Source organism: Curtobacterium sp. MCJR17_043 (assembly GCF_003224315.2).
GTDB lineage: Bacteria > Actinomycetota > Actinomycetes > Actinomycetales > Microbacteriaceae > Curtobacterium.
Genome location: NZ_CP126259.1, coordinates 2314824 through 2332941, shown reverse-complemented (window position 1 = coordinate 2332941; position 18118 = coordinate 2314824). Strand labels below are relative to the sequence as shown.

The 18118-nt window shown below is 73.8% G+C and carries 7 protein-coding genes, 1 tRNA gene and 7 pseudogenes; 9 read left to right on the top strand and 6 right to left on the bottom strand.

Annotated elements, in window-relative coordinates:
- Nucleotides 1–163: 163 nt before the first annotated feature.
- Both DEJ15_RS12040 and DEJ15_RS12035 read right to left on the bottom strand, forming a co-directional pair.
- Nucleotides 164–889, bottom strand: a complete 726-nt coding sequence (locus DEJ15_RS12040; protein ID WP_110825130.1) for a PspA/IM30 family protein — start codon at nt 887–889, stop codon at nt 164–166.
- A 1570-nt stretch (nt 890–2459) separates the two neighbouring features.
- A pseudogene (locus DEJ15_RS12035) lies at nt 2460–2990 on the bottom strand (TPM domain-containing protein); the annotation flags it as partial.
- Between the two features lie 224 nt (nt 2991–3214).
- Between DEJ15_RS12035 and DEJ15_RS12030 the strand changes: the two are divergent.
- The 3 genes from DEJ15_RS12030 (at nt 3215) to DEJ15_RS12020 (ending at nt 4216) form a co-directional block, all read left to right on the top strand.
- On the top strand, nt 3215–3418 hold the full coding sequence (locus DEJ15_RS12030) for a hypothetical protein (RefSeq protein WP_110825128.1): 204 nt from the start codon (nt 3215–3217) through the stop codon (nt 3416–3418).
- Between the two features lie 93 nt (nt 3419–3511).
- On the top strand, nt 3512–3910 hold the full coding sequence (locus tag DEJ15_RS12025; protein WP_284175041.1) for a 4'-phosphopantetheinyl transferase family protein: 399 nt from the start codon (nt 3512–3514) through the stop codon (nt 3908–3910).
- 18 nt (nt 3911–3928) lie between these two features.
- Nucleotides 3929–4216, top strand: a complete 288-nt coding sequence (locus tag DEJ15_RS12020) for a hypothetical protein (RefSeq protein ID WP_284175040.1) — start codon at nt 3929–3931, stop codon at nt 4214–4216.
- Here the strand turns inward: DEJ15_RS12020 and DEJ15_RS12015 are convergent.
- From DEJ15_RS12015 to DEJ15_RS12000, 4 genes and pseudogenes are all read right to left on the bottom strand, one after another.
- Nucleotides 4196–5455: pseudogene (locus DEJ15_RS12015) on the bottom strand (M1 family metallopeptidase); the annotation flags it as partial. The gene DEJ15_RS12020 and the pseudogene DEJ15_RS12015 overlap by 21 nt on opposite strands.
- A gap of 83 nt (nt 5456–5538) precedes the next feature.
- A pseudogene (locus tag DEJ15_RS12010) lies at nt 5539–9527 on the bottom strand (Pls/PosA family non-ribosomal peptide synthetase).
- Between the two features lie 176 nt (nt 9528–9703).
- A tRNA-Arg gene (locus DEJ15_RS12005) sits at nt 9704–9777 on the bottom strand.
- A gap of 132 nt (nt 9778–9909) precedes the next feature.
- The gene (locus DEJ15_RS12000; RefSeq protein WP_284175038.1) at nt 9910–10356 is read right to left on the bottom strand and encodes a hypothetical protein; all 447 of its coding nucleotides are present in this window, start codon (nt 10354–10356) and stop codon (nt 9910–9912) included.
- 209 nt (nt 10357–10565) lie between these two features.
- Here DEJ15_RS12000 and argS point away from each other — a divergent pair.
- The 6 genes and pseudogenes from argS to thrB all read left to right on the top strand — a co-directional run bounded on the left by argS (nt 10566) and on the right by thrB (nt 18037).
- Nucleotides 10566–12237, top strand: a pseudogene (argS, locus tag DEJ15_RS11995) (arginine--tRNA ligase).
- Nucleotides 12238–12239: 2 nt separating this feature from the next.
- On the top strand, nt 12240–13034 hold the full coding sequence (locus DEJ15_RS11990) for a hypothetical protein (protein ID WP_110825123.1): 795 nt from the start codon (nt 12240–12242) through the stop codon (nt 13032–13034).
- A 173-nt stretch (nt 13035–13207) separates the two neighbouring features.
- Nucleotides 13208–14524 (top strand): diaminopimelate decarboxylase, encoded by a 1317-nt coding sequence (gene lysA, locus DEJ15_RS11985; protein WP_502866098.1) that lies wholly within the window; start codon nt 13208–13210, stop codon nt 14522–14524.
- Between the two features lie 28 nt (nt 14525–14552).
- Nucleotides 14553–15861: pseudogene (locus DEJ15_RS11980) on the top strand (homoserine dehydrogenase).
- A gap of 72 nt (nt 15862–15933) precedes the next feature.
- A pseudogene (thrC, locus tag DEJ15_RS11975) lies at nt 15934–17014 on the top strand (threonine synthase).
- Between the two features lie 41 nt (nt 17015–17055).
- Nucleotides 17056–18037: pseudogene (gene thrB / locus DEJ15_RS11970) on the top strand (homoserine kinase).
- Nucleotides 18038–18118 lie beyond the last annotated feature (81 nt).

The following is an 18118-nucleotide window of genomic DNA, read 5'->3' as shown; positions in this document are numbered from 1 at the left end:
CGCGGCTCGGGGGGAGGTCCGCGGCGACGGCGGCGGCTCCGTCCGCGAGCCGCATGGCGCGAGACGACGCCGAACCCTGCCACTGACCGACCACGAGGAAGCGCATCCTGTCAGTCTGTCAGCCGGGTCCGACGTCGTCCGGAGCTGCCGGTGGTGCGCGGTGTCAGACCGCGGACGTCCCGCCGGACTTGAGGGCTGCGAGACGGGCCTCCACCTCGGCGTCGCGGCCGACGTCCTCGAGGCTCTCGAACTGCGCGTCGAGGCTCGACGCCTGCAGCTCCTGCTGGCCGATGACCTTCGCCTCTTCGCGACGGACCTTCTCCTCGAAGCGCGCGAGGTCGCTCGTCGGGTCGGTGATGTCGATCGTGCCGATGGCGTCGTTCACCTTCGACTGCGCCTCCGCGGTCTTGGCGCGGGCGACGAGGCTGTTGCGCTTGGCGCGGAGCTCCTCGAGCTTCTGCTCCATGCCGGCGAGGCCCTGCTTGAGCTTCTCGACCTGCTCGTTCTGCGTGGCGAGCGGTGCGGCGTTGTCCTTGACCTCCTGCTCGGCGGCGATCTGCTTGCCGATGGCGATCTTGGCGAGGTTGTCGAACTTGTCGGCCTCGGCCGTCTTGCCCTCGGCGCGGTACTTGTCCGCTGCGGCGGAGGCGTTGCCCGCCTTCTGGCCCCACTCCTGGGCGGCGCGGACGTCCTCCTCGTTGTCCTGCTCGAGCAGGCGGAGGTTGCCGATCGTCTGCGCGATGGCGCTCTTGGCGTCGGCGATGTTGTTCGAGTAGTCGCGGACGAGCTGGTCGAGCATCAGCTGCGGGTCCTCGGCGTCGTCGATGATCTGGTTGATGTTCGCCCGGACGAGCGAGGAGATCCGGCCGAAGATGGTCTGCTTTGCCATTGCTGTGTCCCTTTCGTGGTTGGTTGTCTGGGTGGGTCTGACCGGTCAGAAGCGGCCGCCGCCGGAGAAGCCGCCGCCACCCCCCGCCGCCCCCCGCCGCCGAAGCCACCCCCCGCCGCCGAAGCCACCCCCCGCCGCCGAACGACCCGCCGCCGAAGCCGCCCCCGCCGAAGCTGCCGCCGCCGTAGCTCCCGCCGCGACCGCCGAGCAGCCCGCCGAGGACGAGACCGGTGACGAGCCCGCCGAGCTGCGGGCCGCCGCGACCGCCGCCCATCCCGCCCATGCCGCCGCCGGGCCACCCGGTGGTGTCGTCGTTCGCCTCGTCGATGGCCGCCGCCGCGTACTGCTCCGCGGCACGGGCGGCCTGCAGCGCCCGCTGCGGGTCGGTGGTGGCGAGGTCGAGCGCGTCGTCGAAGGCCCGCTCGGCCTCGGACAGGCGGGTGCGTGCGGCGGGGCCGACGGCTCCGCGGTGCACGGTGATGAACTCGCGCGCCTGGCCGATCCGGGAACGGGCGTCCCGGAGGGCGGCGTCGAGGGCCTGGGTCGCGCGACGGTGCTGCTCCTCGGCGGTGCGGGCGGTCGCGAGGGCGGCGTCGATGTCCGTGTTCGCCTTCGTGAGCGCGTCGACCGCCCCGACGGGGTCACGCGGGTCGACGTCGGCACGGAGGACCCGCTGCGCCCGCGCGACCGTGGCCGCGAGGTCGGGGCCGCCGGTGCGGAGGGTGGCGGCCGCGGCGATGTCGCCCTCGATGTCGGCGCGCATCGCCTCGGCACGCTCGGCGGCGTCGGCGAAGGTGCGCTCCGCTGCCGTGACGGCGCCGGTGAGCTGCTGCACCTGGGCCAGCGCGTGCTGCCCGTCCCGGACCGCGACGACGGCCTCGCCCCGGTCGCCCGCGGCGAGCGCCGTCCGAGCGGCACCGGCACGCTCGTCGGCGTACGCGAGCACCTGCTCGGCCTGGTCGACGTTGTCGGCGACGGTCGCGAGCGTCCGACCGGTGTACGCCGTCCGGACGCGCTCCAGCGCCGCACGGGCCACGGCCACGGCGGCGGGAGCGGTCCCGAGGGCGGCGGTCAGCTCGGCGGCGGCGGTGTCGACGCCCGCTTCGAGCGAGCGCAGCTGGTCGAACGACTCGGTCTGCGACTCGATGGCCGCGTGCGCCTGCTCGCAGATGGCGATGATCTGGTTCGCCCAATCGGCGCGCTCCTGCGGCGTGTCCGGGACCTCGTCGTCGAGCTGCTGCTGGAGGGCGAAGGCCTTGCGGACCTCGCGCTTGGCGATCGACACGGTCTCGGCGAACGGGGCGGCGGCGTCCTCGCCGAACTGCGCCGCCGCGAAGCCGACCTCTTGTTCGGCCGTGCGCAGTTCGTCGTCGATCGTGACGAGTGCCCCACCGGCGCGTCGCTGGAGTTCGGCGAGGGACTGCTCCTGCTCGCGCCGGGCCGCGACGGTGCGCCGCCGGTTGCGGGCCCGGATGACGAGGACGGCGACGACCGCGGCCAGGACGGCGACACCGAGCAGCACCCACAGCCAGGTGAGGTCGGCGGGCTGCTGGCTCTGCTGGAGTCCGCCGGCGAAGGCCGTCGCCGCGGCGGCCCAGTCGCCCTGCTTGAGGCGGGGGAGCAGGTCGCCGTCGACCGCGCGCTCGACGTCGCTCGAGGTGATCGCCGTCTCGTTGGTCTGCTGGACGTCGTAGTTCCGCTCGTCGACCGCGACGGAGAGCAGGATGCTGTCCGTCTCGATCTGGTTCTGCTGCATGGTCGCGGCACCCCAGGCGGTGTGGTCGCTCGGGTCGGTGAAGGACGGCACGAAGACGACGAACAGCTGTGTCTGCGTCTCCTGGTACAGGTCCTGCACGGCCTGCTCGACGTCGGCCTGCTGGGCGTCGGTGAGGGCGTCAGCGTCGTCGAGGACGTACGCGCCGCTGAGGTCGACCGGCTCGGTGGCGTGCGCGGCCGGGACCGGGGCGACGACGAGCAGCGCGGCGACGGTGGCGGCGGTCGCGCCTGCCAGCAGACGCGCGAGCAGGGGACGTGGCGCCGCGTCGCCCCGGGCAGGCACCCCCGTCGACCCGGAGTCCGTCCTGACCTCGACCGTGCGCATCCGTCCTCCGTCCGTGGCCCTCGTCCAGCTGGTCCGTGGCCGTCGTCCGGAGTCTAGCCAGGCACCTCCTGGACGGGCCGGGGCTGTGGAGCGGGAGGGCGGGCCGGCGCCGGTTGTACCCCACCGGGATCGCCCGGGGCCCGCACACAGTGGACAGTGCTGCGGGCATGTCCCCCCGAAACGGGGTAGAGTGATGTCGAGCCAATGAAGGAAGGGGAGCAGCAATGGAGCGAGCGACCACCGCAGAAGTCGTCCCACTCGAGGACGGGTACCACCGCGTGTCCACGCCGGCGAGCGGCGTGATCGGGTTCGTGCGTGAGCGCGACGGACGGTACGAGGTCCTCCGCGGACGCGTGCGTCAGGCGACCCGGTCCGAGGGCCGGTACGCGACGATGAACGTCGCACTCATCGCCCTCACCCACGCCTGACCCGCAGGACGACAGCACGGCCCCGGTCGGTCCCGACCGGGGCCGTCGTCGTGCCCGCACCGGCCGTCCCACTGCGGACCGTAGGCTGCTCGCGTGGGTGAGTCGGGCCTCCAGACCGTGTCGGTGCGGGTGGCCGCCGCAGGGGCGTCGCGAACGGCCGACCGGGAGGCCCTGGTCGCGTTCGTCGCCGAGGTCACCCGATCGGACCCGGCCCTGGTCTCCGTGCAGCAGCGCTGTCCCCACTGCGGTGCTGCGGACCACGGTCGGCCGGGAGCCCGGGTCGACGGTCGTCCGGTCGGCCTCGGTCTGGCGCGGACCTCGGGGATCGTCGTCCTCGCCGTCGGGCCGGCGTCGCTCGGTGTCGACGTCGAGCGGGCGTCCCGGGTGACGGCGGCCCCGCTCGACGCCTTCACCGCGGGGGGAGCGGCACCGCGCGGCCGCGTCCGGACCGGAGTGCGCGGGGGGTGCACCTCACCTCGTGCTGGACGGTGAAGGAGGCGGTGCTGAAGCGTGACGGACGGGGGGCTCCGGGTCGATCCCGCACGCGTGGAGGCCGTCCTCGGACGAGTCGGCGACGGGCAGGTGGACCGCGCGCGGTTCGACGGGATGGAGCAGCTCGTCACGGTCGTCGTGCTCGACGCGGACCTGGTCGTGGCCGTCGCCGCGGGCGGTACTCCGGTCCGGGTCGAGGACCTCCGTGGACCGGGACCCCAGGACGGCGGGGACACCGGGACGACGCCGACGCCGCGACGGCACGGGCGCCAGGGCGGCGCCGTGTCAGGGCGGCGCCGGGGCTAGGGCAGCGGGGGGGACGCCCGGTTCGTCGATCCAGGGTCCGAGCGCGCGCAGCACGTGCGCGGGGTCGGTACCGGCGGCCGTCGCGAACGCGCCCACGACGTCCGGCGTCGTCACCGTGCCGTGGTGGTGCCGTCCGGTCACCGTGCGGAGACCGTCGGTGAAGGCAGCGTCGCCGATCGTCCGTCGCAGGGCGTGCAGGGCGAGCGCGCCGCGCTTGTAGACGCGGTCGTCGAACATGTCCCGGGCGCCGGGGTCCGCGACGACGAGGTCCTCCGGCTGGTCGAGCAGCCCGGCACGGTACGTCGCCGCCAGGTCGTCCGCGGTGGGGCCGCCGCGGTGCTCGGACCAGAGCCACTCGGCGTAGCAGGCGAAGCCCTCGTGCAGCCAGATGTCGCGCCACACGCCGAGCGTCACCGAGTTGCCGAACCACTGGTGCGCCAGCTCGTGGGCGATGAGCCGGTCGGTGCCGTGCTCCCCGTCGACGTGGTTCCGCCCGAAGACCGCGAGGCCGTGCGCCTCGAGCGGGATCTCGAGCTCGTCGTCGGTCACCACGACGCCGTACTCGGCGAACGGGTACGGCCCGAACCGGTCGGTGAACAGGGCGATCATGTCGGGCACCTGGCCGAAGTCCGTCCTCACGGCGGCGGTCAGGTCGGACGGGTGGTGCACGGTGACCGGCACCGCACCGCCGCGCAGCTTCGTCGCGCGGTACCGACCGATCTGCACGGTGGCCAGGTAGGTCGCCATCGGCTCGGTGACGGCGTAGGTCCAGCGCGTGCCACGAGCAGTGCGCTCCCGGCCGAGCAGCGCGCCGTTCGCGATGACCTCGTACCCCGCTTCGCACGTCACCTCGATGCGGTACGTCGCCTTGTCGTCGGGGCGGTCGTTGCAGGGGAACCACGACGGTGCGCCGACGGGCTGGCTCGCGACGATCACGCCGTCGGTCAGTTCCTCCCAGCCGAGCGTGCCCCAGGGGCTCCGGAGTGGTCGGGGTGCGCCGCGGTACCGCACGTGCACCGTGAACTCGTCGCCCGCAGCGATCGGTGCGGCGGGTGTCACGGTCGTCTTGTGGGTCCCGACCGAGACCTTCTTCGCGCGCACGCCGTCGACGTCGACCCGGTCGACGCTCAGCCCGTGCAGGTCGAGCACGACCTTCTCGAGCGGCTCGTCGGCGGTCGCGCTGATCGTCGCGGTCGCGTCGAGCCGGTTCGTGGCGACGCGGTAGTCGAGTCGCAGGTCGTGGTGGCGGGTCGTCCACCGCCGGTCGCCGCTGTGCGGGGCGTACGGGTCGGCGGTGGGGTCGGTCTGCTTCACGGTGCCGGTCAGTCTGCCACGGCGCCGACCGGCCCCGGGTGCTCGGCGCGCTCGCCGGACCCACTGGCGTCGCGTGGTCCGTCGGCGTCGCCGGACCCGCTCGCCCCGTCGTGCCCGGAGGTGGACGCCGCGGTGCGCCACGGCGGGTGCTCCCACGGGCCGATCGGGTTGCCGGCCCAGAGCGTGCCGCCCGGGACCTGCTCGCCGCGCATCACGAGCGAGGCGGGCCCGACGGTCGCTCCCGGGCCGATGCCGGCAGCGGGCAGGACCACACCGTGCGGCCCGAGCGTCGCGCCGGCGTCGAGCGTCACGGTGTCGAGCTGCATGACGCGGTCGTGGAACAGGTGCGTCTGCACCACGGTGCCGCGGGCGACGGTCGCCCCGTCGCCGATCGTGACGAGGTCGGCCTCCGGCAGCCAGTAGGTCTCGCACCAGACACCGCGGCCGATCGTCGCGCCGAGGCTCCGCAACCACGCCGCCAGGGCCGGGGTGCCGATGGCCTGCTCGGCGAACCAGGGGCGTGCGACGGACTCGACGAAGGTGTCCTGCACCTCGTTGCGCCAGACGAACGACGACCAGAGCGGGTGCTCGGTGGCGGTGATGCGCCCGACGAAGGCCCACTTCGCCACGGTCGAGACGGCCGCCGCGACCGCACCGGCGGCGATGAGGACCGGGCCGGCGAGCAGCACCGTCCAGCCGAGTCCCACCGTGGTCCACAGGGCCAGGAAGGTAGCGGCGACGGCCACCCCGATCGCGGCGGACACCATGGGTGCCACGAGACGCAGCACCTCCCACGCGCCGCGGGCGACCTTCAGCCGGGTCGGCGGCCGGAACGTGCGCTCCTCGTCGAACTGCGCCGCCGCCCGTCGGAGCCGGACCGGGGGGACTGCCGAGCCACGAGGACCCGCGCTTGGCCTTCTTCGGCACGGCGGACAGCACCGCGACGAGGGCCTCGCGCGGCACCGACCGACCGGCGCCGGTCATGCCGCTGTTGCCGAGGAACGCCCGGCGGCCCACCTTCGACCGACCGATCCTCACCCGACCGCCGCCGAGCTCGTAGGTGGCGACCATGGTGTCGTCGGCCAGGAACGCCCCGGACGCGATCTGTGTCAGCGCGGGGATGAGCAGCACCGTGGAGATCTCGGTGTCCCGGCCGACCCGCGCGCCGAGCAGGCGGAGCCAGAGCGGGGTGACGAGGCTCGCGTACAGCGGGAACAGCAGGGTGCGGGCAGCGTCGAGGACCCGCTCGGTGCACCACACCTGCCACCCGGTCCGGGACCGCACGGGGTGCCGACCCTCGACGAGCCCGAGCCCGAGCAGCCGGACCGCGGCGACGACGAGGCCCGCGTACACGAGGCCCGCGACGACCGTGGCGAGCGGCACGCTCAGCAGCGTGGGGCCGACCGCGGCCCCGAGCGAGGTCGGGCGCCCGACGACGAGCGCCGCGACGGCCAGTCCGGCAGTGACGCCGACGACGGGGAGCCCGGCGACGGCGACCGACCCGGCCCCGTACGCGAGCAGCCACCGCTTCGGGGACGCGGGGCGGGCCTCCCGGCCGTGGCGTGCCGACCCGACGCGCTCGGCCGGCGAGCCCGCCCAGCGCTCACCCGCCGGGACCGCGCCGGCCACCGCCGAGCCGGCCTCGACCTCGGCGCCGTCGCCCACGTGTGCTCCGGGCATCAGGGTCGAGCGGCTGTGCACGACCGCGTCCGTGCCGACGTGCACGGGACCCAGGCGGAACACGTCGCCGTCCACCCAGTGTCCGGCGAGGTCCACCTCGGGCTCCACTGCGGCCCGCTTCCCGATCGTGAGCATCCCGGTGACCGGCGGCAGCGTGTGCAGGTCGACGTCCCGGCCGATCCTCGCACCGAGGGCCCGGGCGTAGTAGCTGATCCACGGGGCACCCGCGGTCGACGGACCGTCCACGGCCTCCGCGATCCGTTCCGCGAGCCAGACCCGGATGTGCACCGAGCCGCCGCGCGGGTGGTCGCCGGGACGGACCCCGGCCAGGAGCAGGCGGGCGGCGACGACCGTGATCGTCATCTTGCCGGCCGGGGTGACGAACAGCACGAGGGCGATCACCAGGAGCGGCCACGGCAGCACGGGCAGGAACGGCATCGTGGTGGCGTGCAGCACCGCCGCGACGAGTGCCGTCCAGCTCAGCAGGCGCAGCCCACGGAGCACCTGGAGCGGCAGGCCGAGCACCGTCAGGAGCAGCCCGGTGCGCGGCGGCACCGGCCGGACGTCCCGTCGTGCCGCCGCCACCGGCCCGGACGCGTCGAGCGCTGCCGCGAGTGCGCCGATCCGCGGGTGGTCGTAGACGTCGGCCACGGTGGTCGTGGGGTAGCGCTCGCGGACCGCCGACACGAGCTGCGCGGCGGTCAGGGAACCGCCGCCGTGCGCGAAGAAGTCGTCGTCGACGTCGGCGACCGGGACACCGAGGATCGCCGACCACCGCTCGGCGATCCATGCGACGGTCGGCGGGAGGTCCGTCCCGATCGCGCCCTCGAGGGGCCACGGCAGCGCCGCCCGGTCGACCTTGCCGGACGTCCGCGTCGGCAGGGAGTCGACGACGGTGAGGAGCGGCACGAGCGCGGCGGGCAGTTCCTCGCGGAGACGGGTGTTCGCCGCGGCCGTGTCGACGACCGCGCCGGCGACCGGGGCGACGTAGCCGACGAGCACCTGGTTGCCCGCCGGGGTGCGCTGCACGACCGCGGCCCCCGCAGCGACGTCGTCGAGGGACTGCAGGGCCGCGTCGATCTCGCCGAGTTCGATGCGCCGGCCGCCCAGCTTCACCTGGTCGTCGGCGCGACCCTGGAAGACGAGCCCCTCGGGGTCGTACCGGACCAGGTCGCCGCTCCGGTACGCCCGCTCCCACCCGAGCTGCGGGAAGGGCGCGTACTTCTCGGCGTCCTTCGCCGGGTCGAGGTACCGGCCGAGGCCGACGCCCCCCGATGACGAGTTCGCCGACCTGCCCCGGCGCGACGCGCTGCCCCTCGGCGTCGACGACCGCGAGGTCCCACCCGTCGAGCGGCAGGCCGATCCGGACCGGGGTGCTGCCGTCGAGCAGGGCACCACACGCGACGACCGTCGCCTCGGTCGGGCCGTACGTGTTCCACACCTCGCGGTCCCGGGACGCGATGCGGGCGGCGAGCTCCGGCGGGCAGGCCTCACCGCCGAAGATCACCAGCCGCACGGACTCGAGCGCGTCGTCGGGCCACAGTGCCGCGAGCGTGGGGACGGTCGAGACGACGGTGATGCCGTGCGCGATGAGCCACGGGCCGAGGTCGACCCCGCTCTTCACGAGCGACCGGGGCGCCGGCACGAGGCAGGCACCGTGTCCCCAGGCGAGCCACATCTCCTCGCACGAGGCGTCGAACGCCACGCTGAGGCCCGCGAGCACCCGGTCGTCCGGACCGAGCGGCGCGGCCTGCAGGAACATCCGGGCCTCGGCGTCGACGAAGGCCGCGGCGGAGCGGTGGGTGACGGCCACGCCCTTCGGCACGCCGGTGGACCCCGACGTGAAGATGACCCACGCGTCGTCCTCGGTCGTGGGCGCCTCGGCGCTCGCCGCGGGGTCGGTGACCGGCAGCGGAGCGCCCCGGCGGTCGCGGAGCACACCGCCGGCACCGATGACGCCGACCACCCGTGCTTCGCCGAAGACGAGGGTGGCGCGTTCCTCGGGGTCGTCGGCGTCGACGGGGACGTAGGCGGCGCCGGCGGCGAGGACGGCGAGGATCGACACGGACAGGTCCCGGCCACCGGAGGGGATGCGGATCCCGACCCGGTCGCCGCGTCGGACGCCGTGGCGGGCGAGGTCGGCGGCGCGCTCCTGCACGAGGGCGAGGAGGCCGCGGTAGTCGAGCGCACCCTCCGGCGTCTCGAGGGCGAGGGCGTCGGGGTGTGCCTCGGCGGTGGCGGTGAGGACGTCGAGCAGGGTCCTGGCCGGTGCGGCGCGGTCCCCGCGGTCGAGTTCCTGCTGCGTGGAGGTCGTCACGCCGCGTGATCCTAGGGCCCGGAGGTGTCCTGCTCGGGAACGCACGTGGCCGCGAGCCGGAGGGTCGCCGCGGCGGACGTCGCGCTGGTGCCCACGGGGGGAAGGTCGCCGCAGGCGACGTCGCGCGCTGCCGACCGAGCGCAGCGAGGACGACAGCTTGCGCGGGGATGTGACTGTGCCCCCCAGGAGGATTCGAACCTCCGCCCCTGCCTCCGGAGGGCAGTGCTCTATCCCCTGAGCTATGGGGGGCCCGGGGGTGTCACCAACCGTAGCAGGTCCGCGCCCGCCTCCTGAACGCCGGTGCGCCTCCCCCGGGCGTGCCGTGTCGGACGGGAGGCTCCGCACCGGTCCGACACGGGCCTCCCGTCCGCCGTGGCGCCGGTCAGGGCGTCGGTGACCCGGTCGGCGCGGTCGCGTCCGGCGCGACCGCGTGCCGGACGGCGTCGACGACGGGCTGGGCGGTCCCGGGCTCGGTGAAGAGCGTCGAGTTGGTGTGGATCCAGTACGGACCGGCGAAGGCGTCGGCGCGACCGGTGCCGGAGCGGAGGGAGTAGTAGCCCTCCACCGTGTACGTGGGGACGGACCCGCCCTGCGCGAAGAGGGCGTCCTCGAGCTGTGTGATCTGCGCCGCGGGCAGGTGTGCCACGGCGACGGTCACGGTGACGTCCTCGTCCGCGGTGGACCGCCAGGTGCACACGCGACCGTCCTGGCCGGCGATCTGCGCGACGGCCGAACCCGATGCGGGACGCGGTGTCCGCACCCGCTCGAAATCCCGCCCGTAGACGGTGAACGTCGTCGCCGGCACGAGCTCGTCGCAGTCCTGCGGCACCGGACGGCCGACGCTCCCGGTGGTGGGGGGAGGCGGAAGGGGCACCACCGCCCGTGCCCGAGCAGGCCGCGAGCACGAGCGCGGCGGGGACGACGAGTGCGGCGAGGCCGGACGCCCGGAGGCTGCGGGAGGTCATGACGGACCATGATGCTGCATCCCTCCCGGCGTGGTCCGGGTGGTCGCCGGGTGTCCCGGTAGACTCGATCGCCGTGACTCCTGCCGAACTCTCCGCCGCGTACCTGTCGATCCTCACGGGCATCGTCGAGCGCCGAGGCGCTGCCGACACCGTGACGGTCCAGGAGTCCCACGTGGCCCTGGAACGGCCGAAGAACCGGGCGCACGGCGACTGGGCGTCGAACGCGGCCATGCAGCTCGCGAAGCGCCTCGGGTCCAACCCGCGCGAGCTCGCGACGGAGATCGCCGGCGAGCTGACCGAGCTCGACGGCGTGGACTCGGTCGACATCGCCGGGCCGGGCTTCATCAACATCACGCTCGAGGCCGCCGCGGCCGGCGAGGTCGCACGCACCGTGGTCGACCAGGGCGTGACCTTCGGGCACGGCGACCTCTACGACGGGGTCCGCATCGACCTCGAGTTCGTGTCGGCGAACCCGACCGGACCCATCCACATGGGCGGCGTGCGGTGGGCCGCGGTGGGCGACAGCCTGGCGCGCGTGTTCCAGGCGCAGGGCGGCCTCGTCACCCGCGAGTACTACTTCAACGACCACGGCAACCAGATCGACCGGTTCGCCCGCTCCCTCCTGGCGTCCGCGCTGGGGGGAGCCGACGCCCGAGGACGGCTACGGCGGCGCGTACATCGGCGAGATCGCGGCCCGCGTGCTCGCGACGCTCGAGCCGGGTGTCGACGTCACGGGCATGCCGCGCGACGAAGCGCAGGAGCTGTTCCGGCGCGAGGGCGTCGAGTTCATGTTCACGGACATCAAGCGCTCGCTGCACGACTTCGGCGTCGACTTCGACGTCTTCTTCCACGAGAACTCGCTGCACGAGTCGAAGGCGGTCGACCGCGCGATCGCCCGGCTGCAGGAGCAGGGCCGGATGTACGAGGCGGACGGCGCCCTCTGGCTCCGGACGACCGACTTCGGCGACGACCGCGACCGCGTGGTCATCAAGTCGGACGGCGAACCCGCGTACATCGCCGGCGACCTCGCCTACTACCTCGACAAGCGCGAGCGCGGCTTCGAGCGGAACCTCATCATGCTCGGCGCGGACCACCACGGCTACGTCGGCCGGATGATGGCCATGTGTGCGGCGTTCGGTGACGAGCCGGGCGTGAACCTCGAGATCCTCATCGGCCAGCTGGTGAACCTGCTCAAGGACGGCCAGCCGCTCCGGATGTCGAAGCGCAACGGCACCGTCGTGACGATGGAGGACCTCGTCGACGCCGTGGGCGTGGACGCCGGCCGGTACGCGCTCGTGCGGTTCGCGAGCGACACGGCGATCGACATCGACCTCGACCTGCTGACCAAGCGCACGAACGACAACCCGGTGTTCTACGTCCAGTACGCCCACGCCCGGACGCAGTCCGTCGCCCGGAACGCCGCGGCGTCCGGCGTGGACCGCTCGGTGTTCGACGCGTCGCTGCTCACCCACGAGTCCGAGAGCGCCCTCCTCGGCGCGATCGCGGAGTACCCGCGGGTGGTCCGCCAGGCCGCGGAACTCCGGGAACCGCACCGGATCGCCCGGTACATCGAGCAGCTCGCCGGCCTGTACCACCGCTGGTACGACTCCTGCCGCGTCACGCCGCTCGGTGACGAGCCGGTGTCGGACCTGCACCGCACCCGTCTCTGGGTGAACGACGCCACGGGCCAGGTGGTCCGGAACGGCCTCGGTCTGCTCGGCGTCAGCGCGCCCGAACGGATGTAGCGGTGACGTCCGCACCCGCCACCGGTCGGGGTCGGGAGCGTCGGGGCCGGAAGCGTCGGGGCCGGACGCGTCGGGGCCGGACGCTGGCGATCGTGCTGGTCGTCGTGCTCCTGCTCCTGGCGGTCGTCGTCGTGGTCGCCGAGTTCGTCCTCCGCGGGGTCGTCGACCGGACGATCGCGGACCAGGTCGAGCAGTCGCTGCCCGACGGCACGACCGGGACGGTGGACGCGCACGTGGACGGCGTCGTCATCCCGCAGCTGGTCGGCGGGACCTTCGACCGGGTGCACATCTCCTCGGACCGGTTGACGGTGGCGGGCATCCCGCTCGCGGCGGACGTGACCGCGCGCGACCTGCCGGTGGACGGCCAGGGCGCCGTGCACGACGTCGACGGCACGGTCCGGCTCGCGGCCGGGGCGGTCAAGGACCTGGCGGCCTACTCACCGCTGTTCGAACGACTCCGGCTCATCGACGGCGGCGTCGAGCTGCGGGGCACCACCTCGGTGCTCGGCTTCGACATCGGCTACGCGGCGGACGGCTCGGTCGCGGTGCAGTCCGACGGTCGGGGCGTCACGATCACGCCCGAGACCGTCCGCATCACCAACTCCTCGCTCGGGTTGGACCTCGACGACATCCCGGGCGTCTCGGACGTGCCCGTCCCGGTCTGCACGGCGCAGTTCCTGCCGGAGCAGCTCCGGGTCCGGTCGCTCCGGGTGACGGAGTCGGCGGCGACGGTGCGCGTCACCGCGGACGAACTCCCGCTCAGCGAGGACGGCCTGCGCACCACCGGCCGCTGCTGAGGACCCCGCGGGCGACGAGCGTCACATGCGCCGGGAGGCTCGTCCCGGCCGGATAGGATCGGGTCCCGTGAGCGAGAACCCCCCTTGCGCCGCCGCGGCTGCGGTTCCCGACGGACGCGTCCGAACTCGTCGACCGCATCTGGCCCGCCTCCGCGACGCGGACCGACGACGGCATGCTGGCGATCGGCGGTGTCGCCGCGGACGCACTCGTGGCGCAGTACGGCTCACCCCTGTACGTCGTCGACGAGCGTGACGTCCAGTCGCGCGCCGTCCGCGTACGGAACGCCTTCACCGACGCCTTCTCGCGGATCGGGACCCGGGCGCACGTCTACTACGCGGCCAAGGCCTTCTGGACGACGCACGTCGCCCGGTGGATGGCCGACGCCGACCTCCGTCTCGACGTCTGCACGATGGGGGAGATCGCCGTCGCGCTGGCCGCGGGCGTCGACCCGGCGCTGATGGGCTTCCACGGCAACGACAAGTCCGACGCAGAACTCGAGCGCGCGGTGTCGATCGGGCTCGGCACGGTCGTGCTCGACAGCCACGAGGAGATCGGCCGCGTCGCCCGCATCGCCGCCGAGGCCGGTGTCGTGCAGCGCGTGCGCATCCGGATCAACAGCGGGGTGCACGCCTCGACCCACGAGTTCCTGGCCACCGCGCGCGAGGACCAGAAGTTCGGCATCCCGCTGTCCGAGGCCGTGCAGGCGGCGACGGCCGTCCGTGCCGAGCCGTCCCTGGCGTTCGTGGGGCTGCACTCGCACATCGGGTCGCAGATCTTCGACGACAGCGGTTTCCGCGAGGCCGCCCGCCGGCTGATGGACGTGCACGCCACGCTCGTCGCCACCGGTCCGGTGCCGGAACTCAACCTCGGCGGCGGCTGGGGCATCGACTACACCGAGGCGGACGCGGCCCTCGCGCCCGAGGACGTCGCGGACGCCCTCGCCGCGATCGTCGCCGAGGAGTGCGCGTCCCGCGGCATCCCGGTGCCGGAGATCGCGGTGGAGCCCGGCCGCTACATCGTCGGCCCGCCCGGCGTCACGCTGTACCGCGTCGGCACGATCAAGCCCGTCACGGTCGAGACGGACGAGGGCACGTCGGCGACGCGCACCTACGTGTCGGTCGACGGCGGCATGAGCGACAACGTGCGGCCGGCGCTGTACGGCGCGGACTACACGGCACGCCTCGCCCGGACGTCGGACGCCGACCCGGTGCTGACCCGCGTCGTCGGGAAGCACTGCGAGAGCGGTGACGTCGTGGTCCACGACGAGTACCTGCCCGGCGACGTGCAGCGGGACGACCTGCTCGCGGTGGCCGCGACCGGTGCCTACTGCTGGAGTCTCGCGAGCAACTACAACCACGTCGGTCGTCCGCCGGTCGTCGCGGTGGCGGACGGCACGGCCCGTATCCTCGTGCGTGGCGAGACCGTCGACGACCTCCTCGCCCGTGACACCGGCGTCGCGCCGGTGCCCGACACCGGTGCCGCACGCTGACCACCCGACCCGGAGAGACACCCACCCGATGATCGAATACCGCAACGTCCGCGTCGCGCTGCTGGGAGCCGGCTCGGTCGGTTCCCAGGTCGCCCGACTCCTGCTCGAGCACGGCGAGGAGCTCGCGACCCGGGCCGGCGCCGGTCTGGAGCTGGTCGGGATCGCCGTCCGCGACGTCGAGGTGCAGCGGGACGTCGACCTGCCGCGTGACCTCTTCACGACGGACGCGGAGTCGCTCATCCTCGGGGCCGACATCGTGGTCGAGCTCATCGGCGGCATCGAGCCGGCGCGCACCCTCGTGCTGCAGGCGCTGCAGTCCGGGGCGGACGTCGTCACCGGCAACAAGGCGCTGCTCGCCACGCACGGCCCGGAGCTCTTCGCCGCCGCCGAGCAGGTCGGCGCACAGCTCTACTACGAGGCCGCCGTCGCCGGCGCGATCCCGATCATCCGACCGCTGCACGACTCGCTCGCGGGGGACCGCATCGAGCGGATCATGGGCATCGTCAACGGCACGACCAACTTCATCCTCGACCTGATGGACCGCGAGGGCGCGACCTTCGACGACGCACTGGCGACCGCGACGGAGCTCGGGTACGCCGAGGCCGACCCGACCGCCGACGTCGAGGGCTACGACGCCGCGCAGAAGGCGGCGATCCTCGCGTCGCTCGCGTTCCACACCTCGGTCCCGCTCGCCGCCGTGCACCGCGAGGGCATCACCTCGGTGACCATCGAGCAGGTCCGCGCCGCCCGCAAGGCCGGCTACGTCGTGAAGATCCTCGCCACGTGCGAGCGCCTCACCGACGCCGAGGGTCGCGAGGGCGTCAGCGCCCGCGTCTACCCCGCGCTCGTGCCCGAGTCGCACCCGCTCGCGAGCGTGCACGGGGCGAAGAACGCGGTGTTCGTCGAGGCCGAGGCCGCCGGCGACCTCATGTTCTACGGTGCCGGCGCCGGCGGGGTGGAGACGGCCTCCGCGGTCCTCGGTGACCTCGTGTCCGCCGCCCGTCGCCACGTCATCGGCGGGCCGGGTGTCGCGGAGTCGACGCAGTCGGCACTGCCCGTCTTCCCGATCGGGACGGTGCGGACCCGCTACCAGATCGCGCTGCACGTGACGGACGCCCCCCGGCGTGCTGTCGACCGTCGCCGGGGTGCTCGCGGCGAACGGCGTCAGCGTCGAGACCGTCGAGCAGACCACCACGGGGGCCGTCGAGGGGACCGCGACGCTCGTCATCCGCACGCACCTCGCGCGTGAGGCCGACCTGGCAGACACCGTCGTCGCGCTCCGCGGCGAGGACGTCGTCATCGACGTGACCAGCGTGCTGCGTGTCGTCGGCGCCTGACGCGACCCCGAGCCTCCCGACCGACCAGCCGACCCAGACCAGACCGCCCCACCGGACAGAGAGAGAAGCCTGATGGCCCACCAGTGGCAGGGAGTCCTGCGCGAGTACGCCGACCGACTCGACGTGACCGACGCGACCCCGATCGTGACGCTCGGTGAGGGCGGCACCCCGCTCATCCCGGCGCGACGACTCTCCGAGCGCACCGGCGCCCAGGTGTACGTGAAGTACGAGGGCATGAACCCGACCGGCTCCTTCAAGGACCGCGGCATGACGATGGCGATCTCGAAGGCCGTCGAGCACGGGGCGAAGGCCGTCATCTGCGCCTCCACCGGCAACACGAGCGCCTCGGCGGCCGCGTACGCCACGCACGCCGGCATCACCGCCGCGGTGCTCGTGCCCGAGGGCAAGATCGCGATGGGCAAGCTGAGCCAGGCCGTGGCGCACGACGCGCAGCTGCTGCAGGTGCAGGGCAACTTCGACGACTGCCTCGACATCGCGCGGGACCTGTCGGCGAACTACCCGGTGCACCTGGTCAACTCGGTCAACAACGACCGCATCGAGGGGCAGAAGACCGCCGCGTTCGAGGTCGTCGACGTCCTGGGGGGACGCGCCGGACTTCCACTTCCTGCCGGTCGGCAACGCGGGCAACTACACCGCGTACTCGCGCGGGTACCGCGAGGACGTCGCCTCGGGCCGTTCGTCGCGGATGCCGCGGATGTTCGGCTTCCAGGCAGCCGGCTCGGCCCCGATCGTGCACGGTGAGGTCGTCCGGCACCCGGAGACCATCGCCTCGGCGATCCGGATCGGCAACCCGGCGTCGTGGCAGCCTGCGCTCGAGGCCCGGGACGAGACCGACGGCTACTTCGGTGCGATCTCCGACGACGCGATCCTCGCTGCGCACCACATCCTCTCGGCAGAGGTCGGCGTGTTCGTCGAGCCGGCGTCGGCCATCGGCGTCGCCGGACTCCTCGAGCGCGCCGACGCGGGCGTCGTCCCGAAGGGCGCGACCGTCGTCATCACGGTGACGGGCCACGGCCTGAAGGACCCGCAGTGGGCGCTCCGCACGCAGGACGGCGGCGAGGTCGCCCCGACCAGCGTGCCCGTGGACACCGCCGCGATCGCGGACGTGCTCGGACTGGTCAGCGCGCGGTGAGCGTCGACCGCTCGTCCGGACCGGGGGAGGGCGCGACCGCCCTGGAGGCTGTACCGGCCGGACGGGCGGTCCGGGTGCGCGTCCCGGCGACCTCCGCGAACCTCGGCCCGGGGTTCGACTCCCTCGGACTCGCGCTGTCGCTCTACGACGAGGTCGACGTCCGCGTCCGGCCCGAGCCGGGCGCGACCGTGACGATCGACGGCGTCGGCGCCGGTGAGGTGCCGACCGACGACACGAACCTGGTCGTCCGGGCCGTCCGCCGTGGCTTCGAGCACGCCGGCGTCCCGCAGCCCGGGCTCGAGCTGCACGCCACGAACGCGATCCCGCACGGCCGCGGCATGGGGTCGTCCGCCGCCGCGATCGTCGCCGGGCTGATGGCCGCGCGTGGGCTCCTCGCCGGCGTGGTCGACCTCGACGCGTCCACGCTGCTGAGCCTCGCCACCGAGATGGAGGGGCACCCGGACAACGTCGCCCCCCGCGCTCTTCGGTGGTCTGACGATCGCGTGGATGACCGCCGACGGCCCGGCGTACAAGCGGTTGCTCGTGCACCGCGGGGTGTCGCCCGTCGTCTTCGTCCCGACGTCGACGCTCTCGACGAAGCTCGCGCGGTCCCTGCAGCCGATGACGGTGCCGCACGAGGACGCCGCCTTCAACGTCTCGCGGTCGGCGCTGCTCGTGGCGGCGCTCATCCAGAGCCCGGAACTGCTGCTCGCGGCCACCGAGGACCGGCTCCACCAGGCCTACCGCGCGAGCGCGATGCCCGAGACGGACGCCCTGATCGGGCTCCTCCGGCAGCACGGTCTGGCGGCCGTCGTCTCGGGCGCCGGGCCGAGCCTCCTGGTGATGGGGAGCGACCCGGCACAGCGGCTCGCGGCGGCCGGACTGGTCGAGCGACACGCCGAGTCCACCTGGCGTGCGCTCATGCTGGCCGTCGACCTCGGTGGTGCTACAGTGAAGCCGCACCCGACGCTCGAAGCCGAACTCGCGGAGGCGTCGACCACCCCAGGTCGACCGCCACGCTGATCCGGTGCGTGGGGCACTCTCTCCAGATCACCGTTCCCGGTCCGTCGTCTGAACGACGGCCGTTGCACATCCGCGACGGGA

What these genes read in the sequence shown, in the direction of transcription:
- DEJ15_RS12040 (WP_110825130.1), bottom strand. Translation starts at nt 889, where the DNA reads ATGGCAAAGCAGACCATCTTCGGCCGGATCTCCTCGCTCGTCCGGGCG.
- DEJ15_RS12030 (WP_110825128.1), top strand. Translation starts at nt 3,215, where the DNA reads ATGGAGCGAGCGACCACCGCAGAAGTCGTCCCACTCGAGGACGGGTAC.
- lysA (WP_502866098.1), top strand. Translation starts at nt 13,208, where the DNA reads ATGCTGGCGATCGGCGGTGTCGCCGCGGACGCACTCGTGGCGCAGTAC.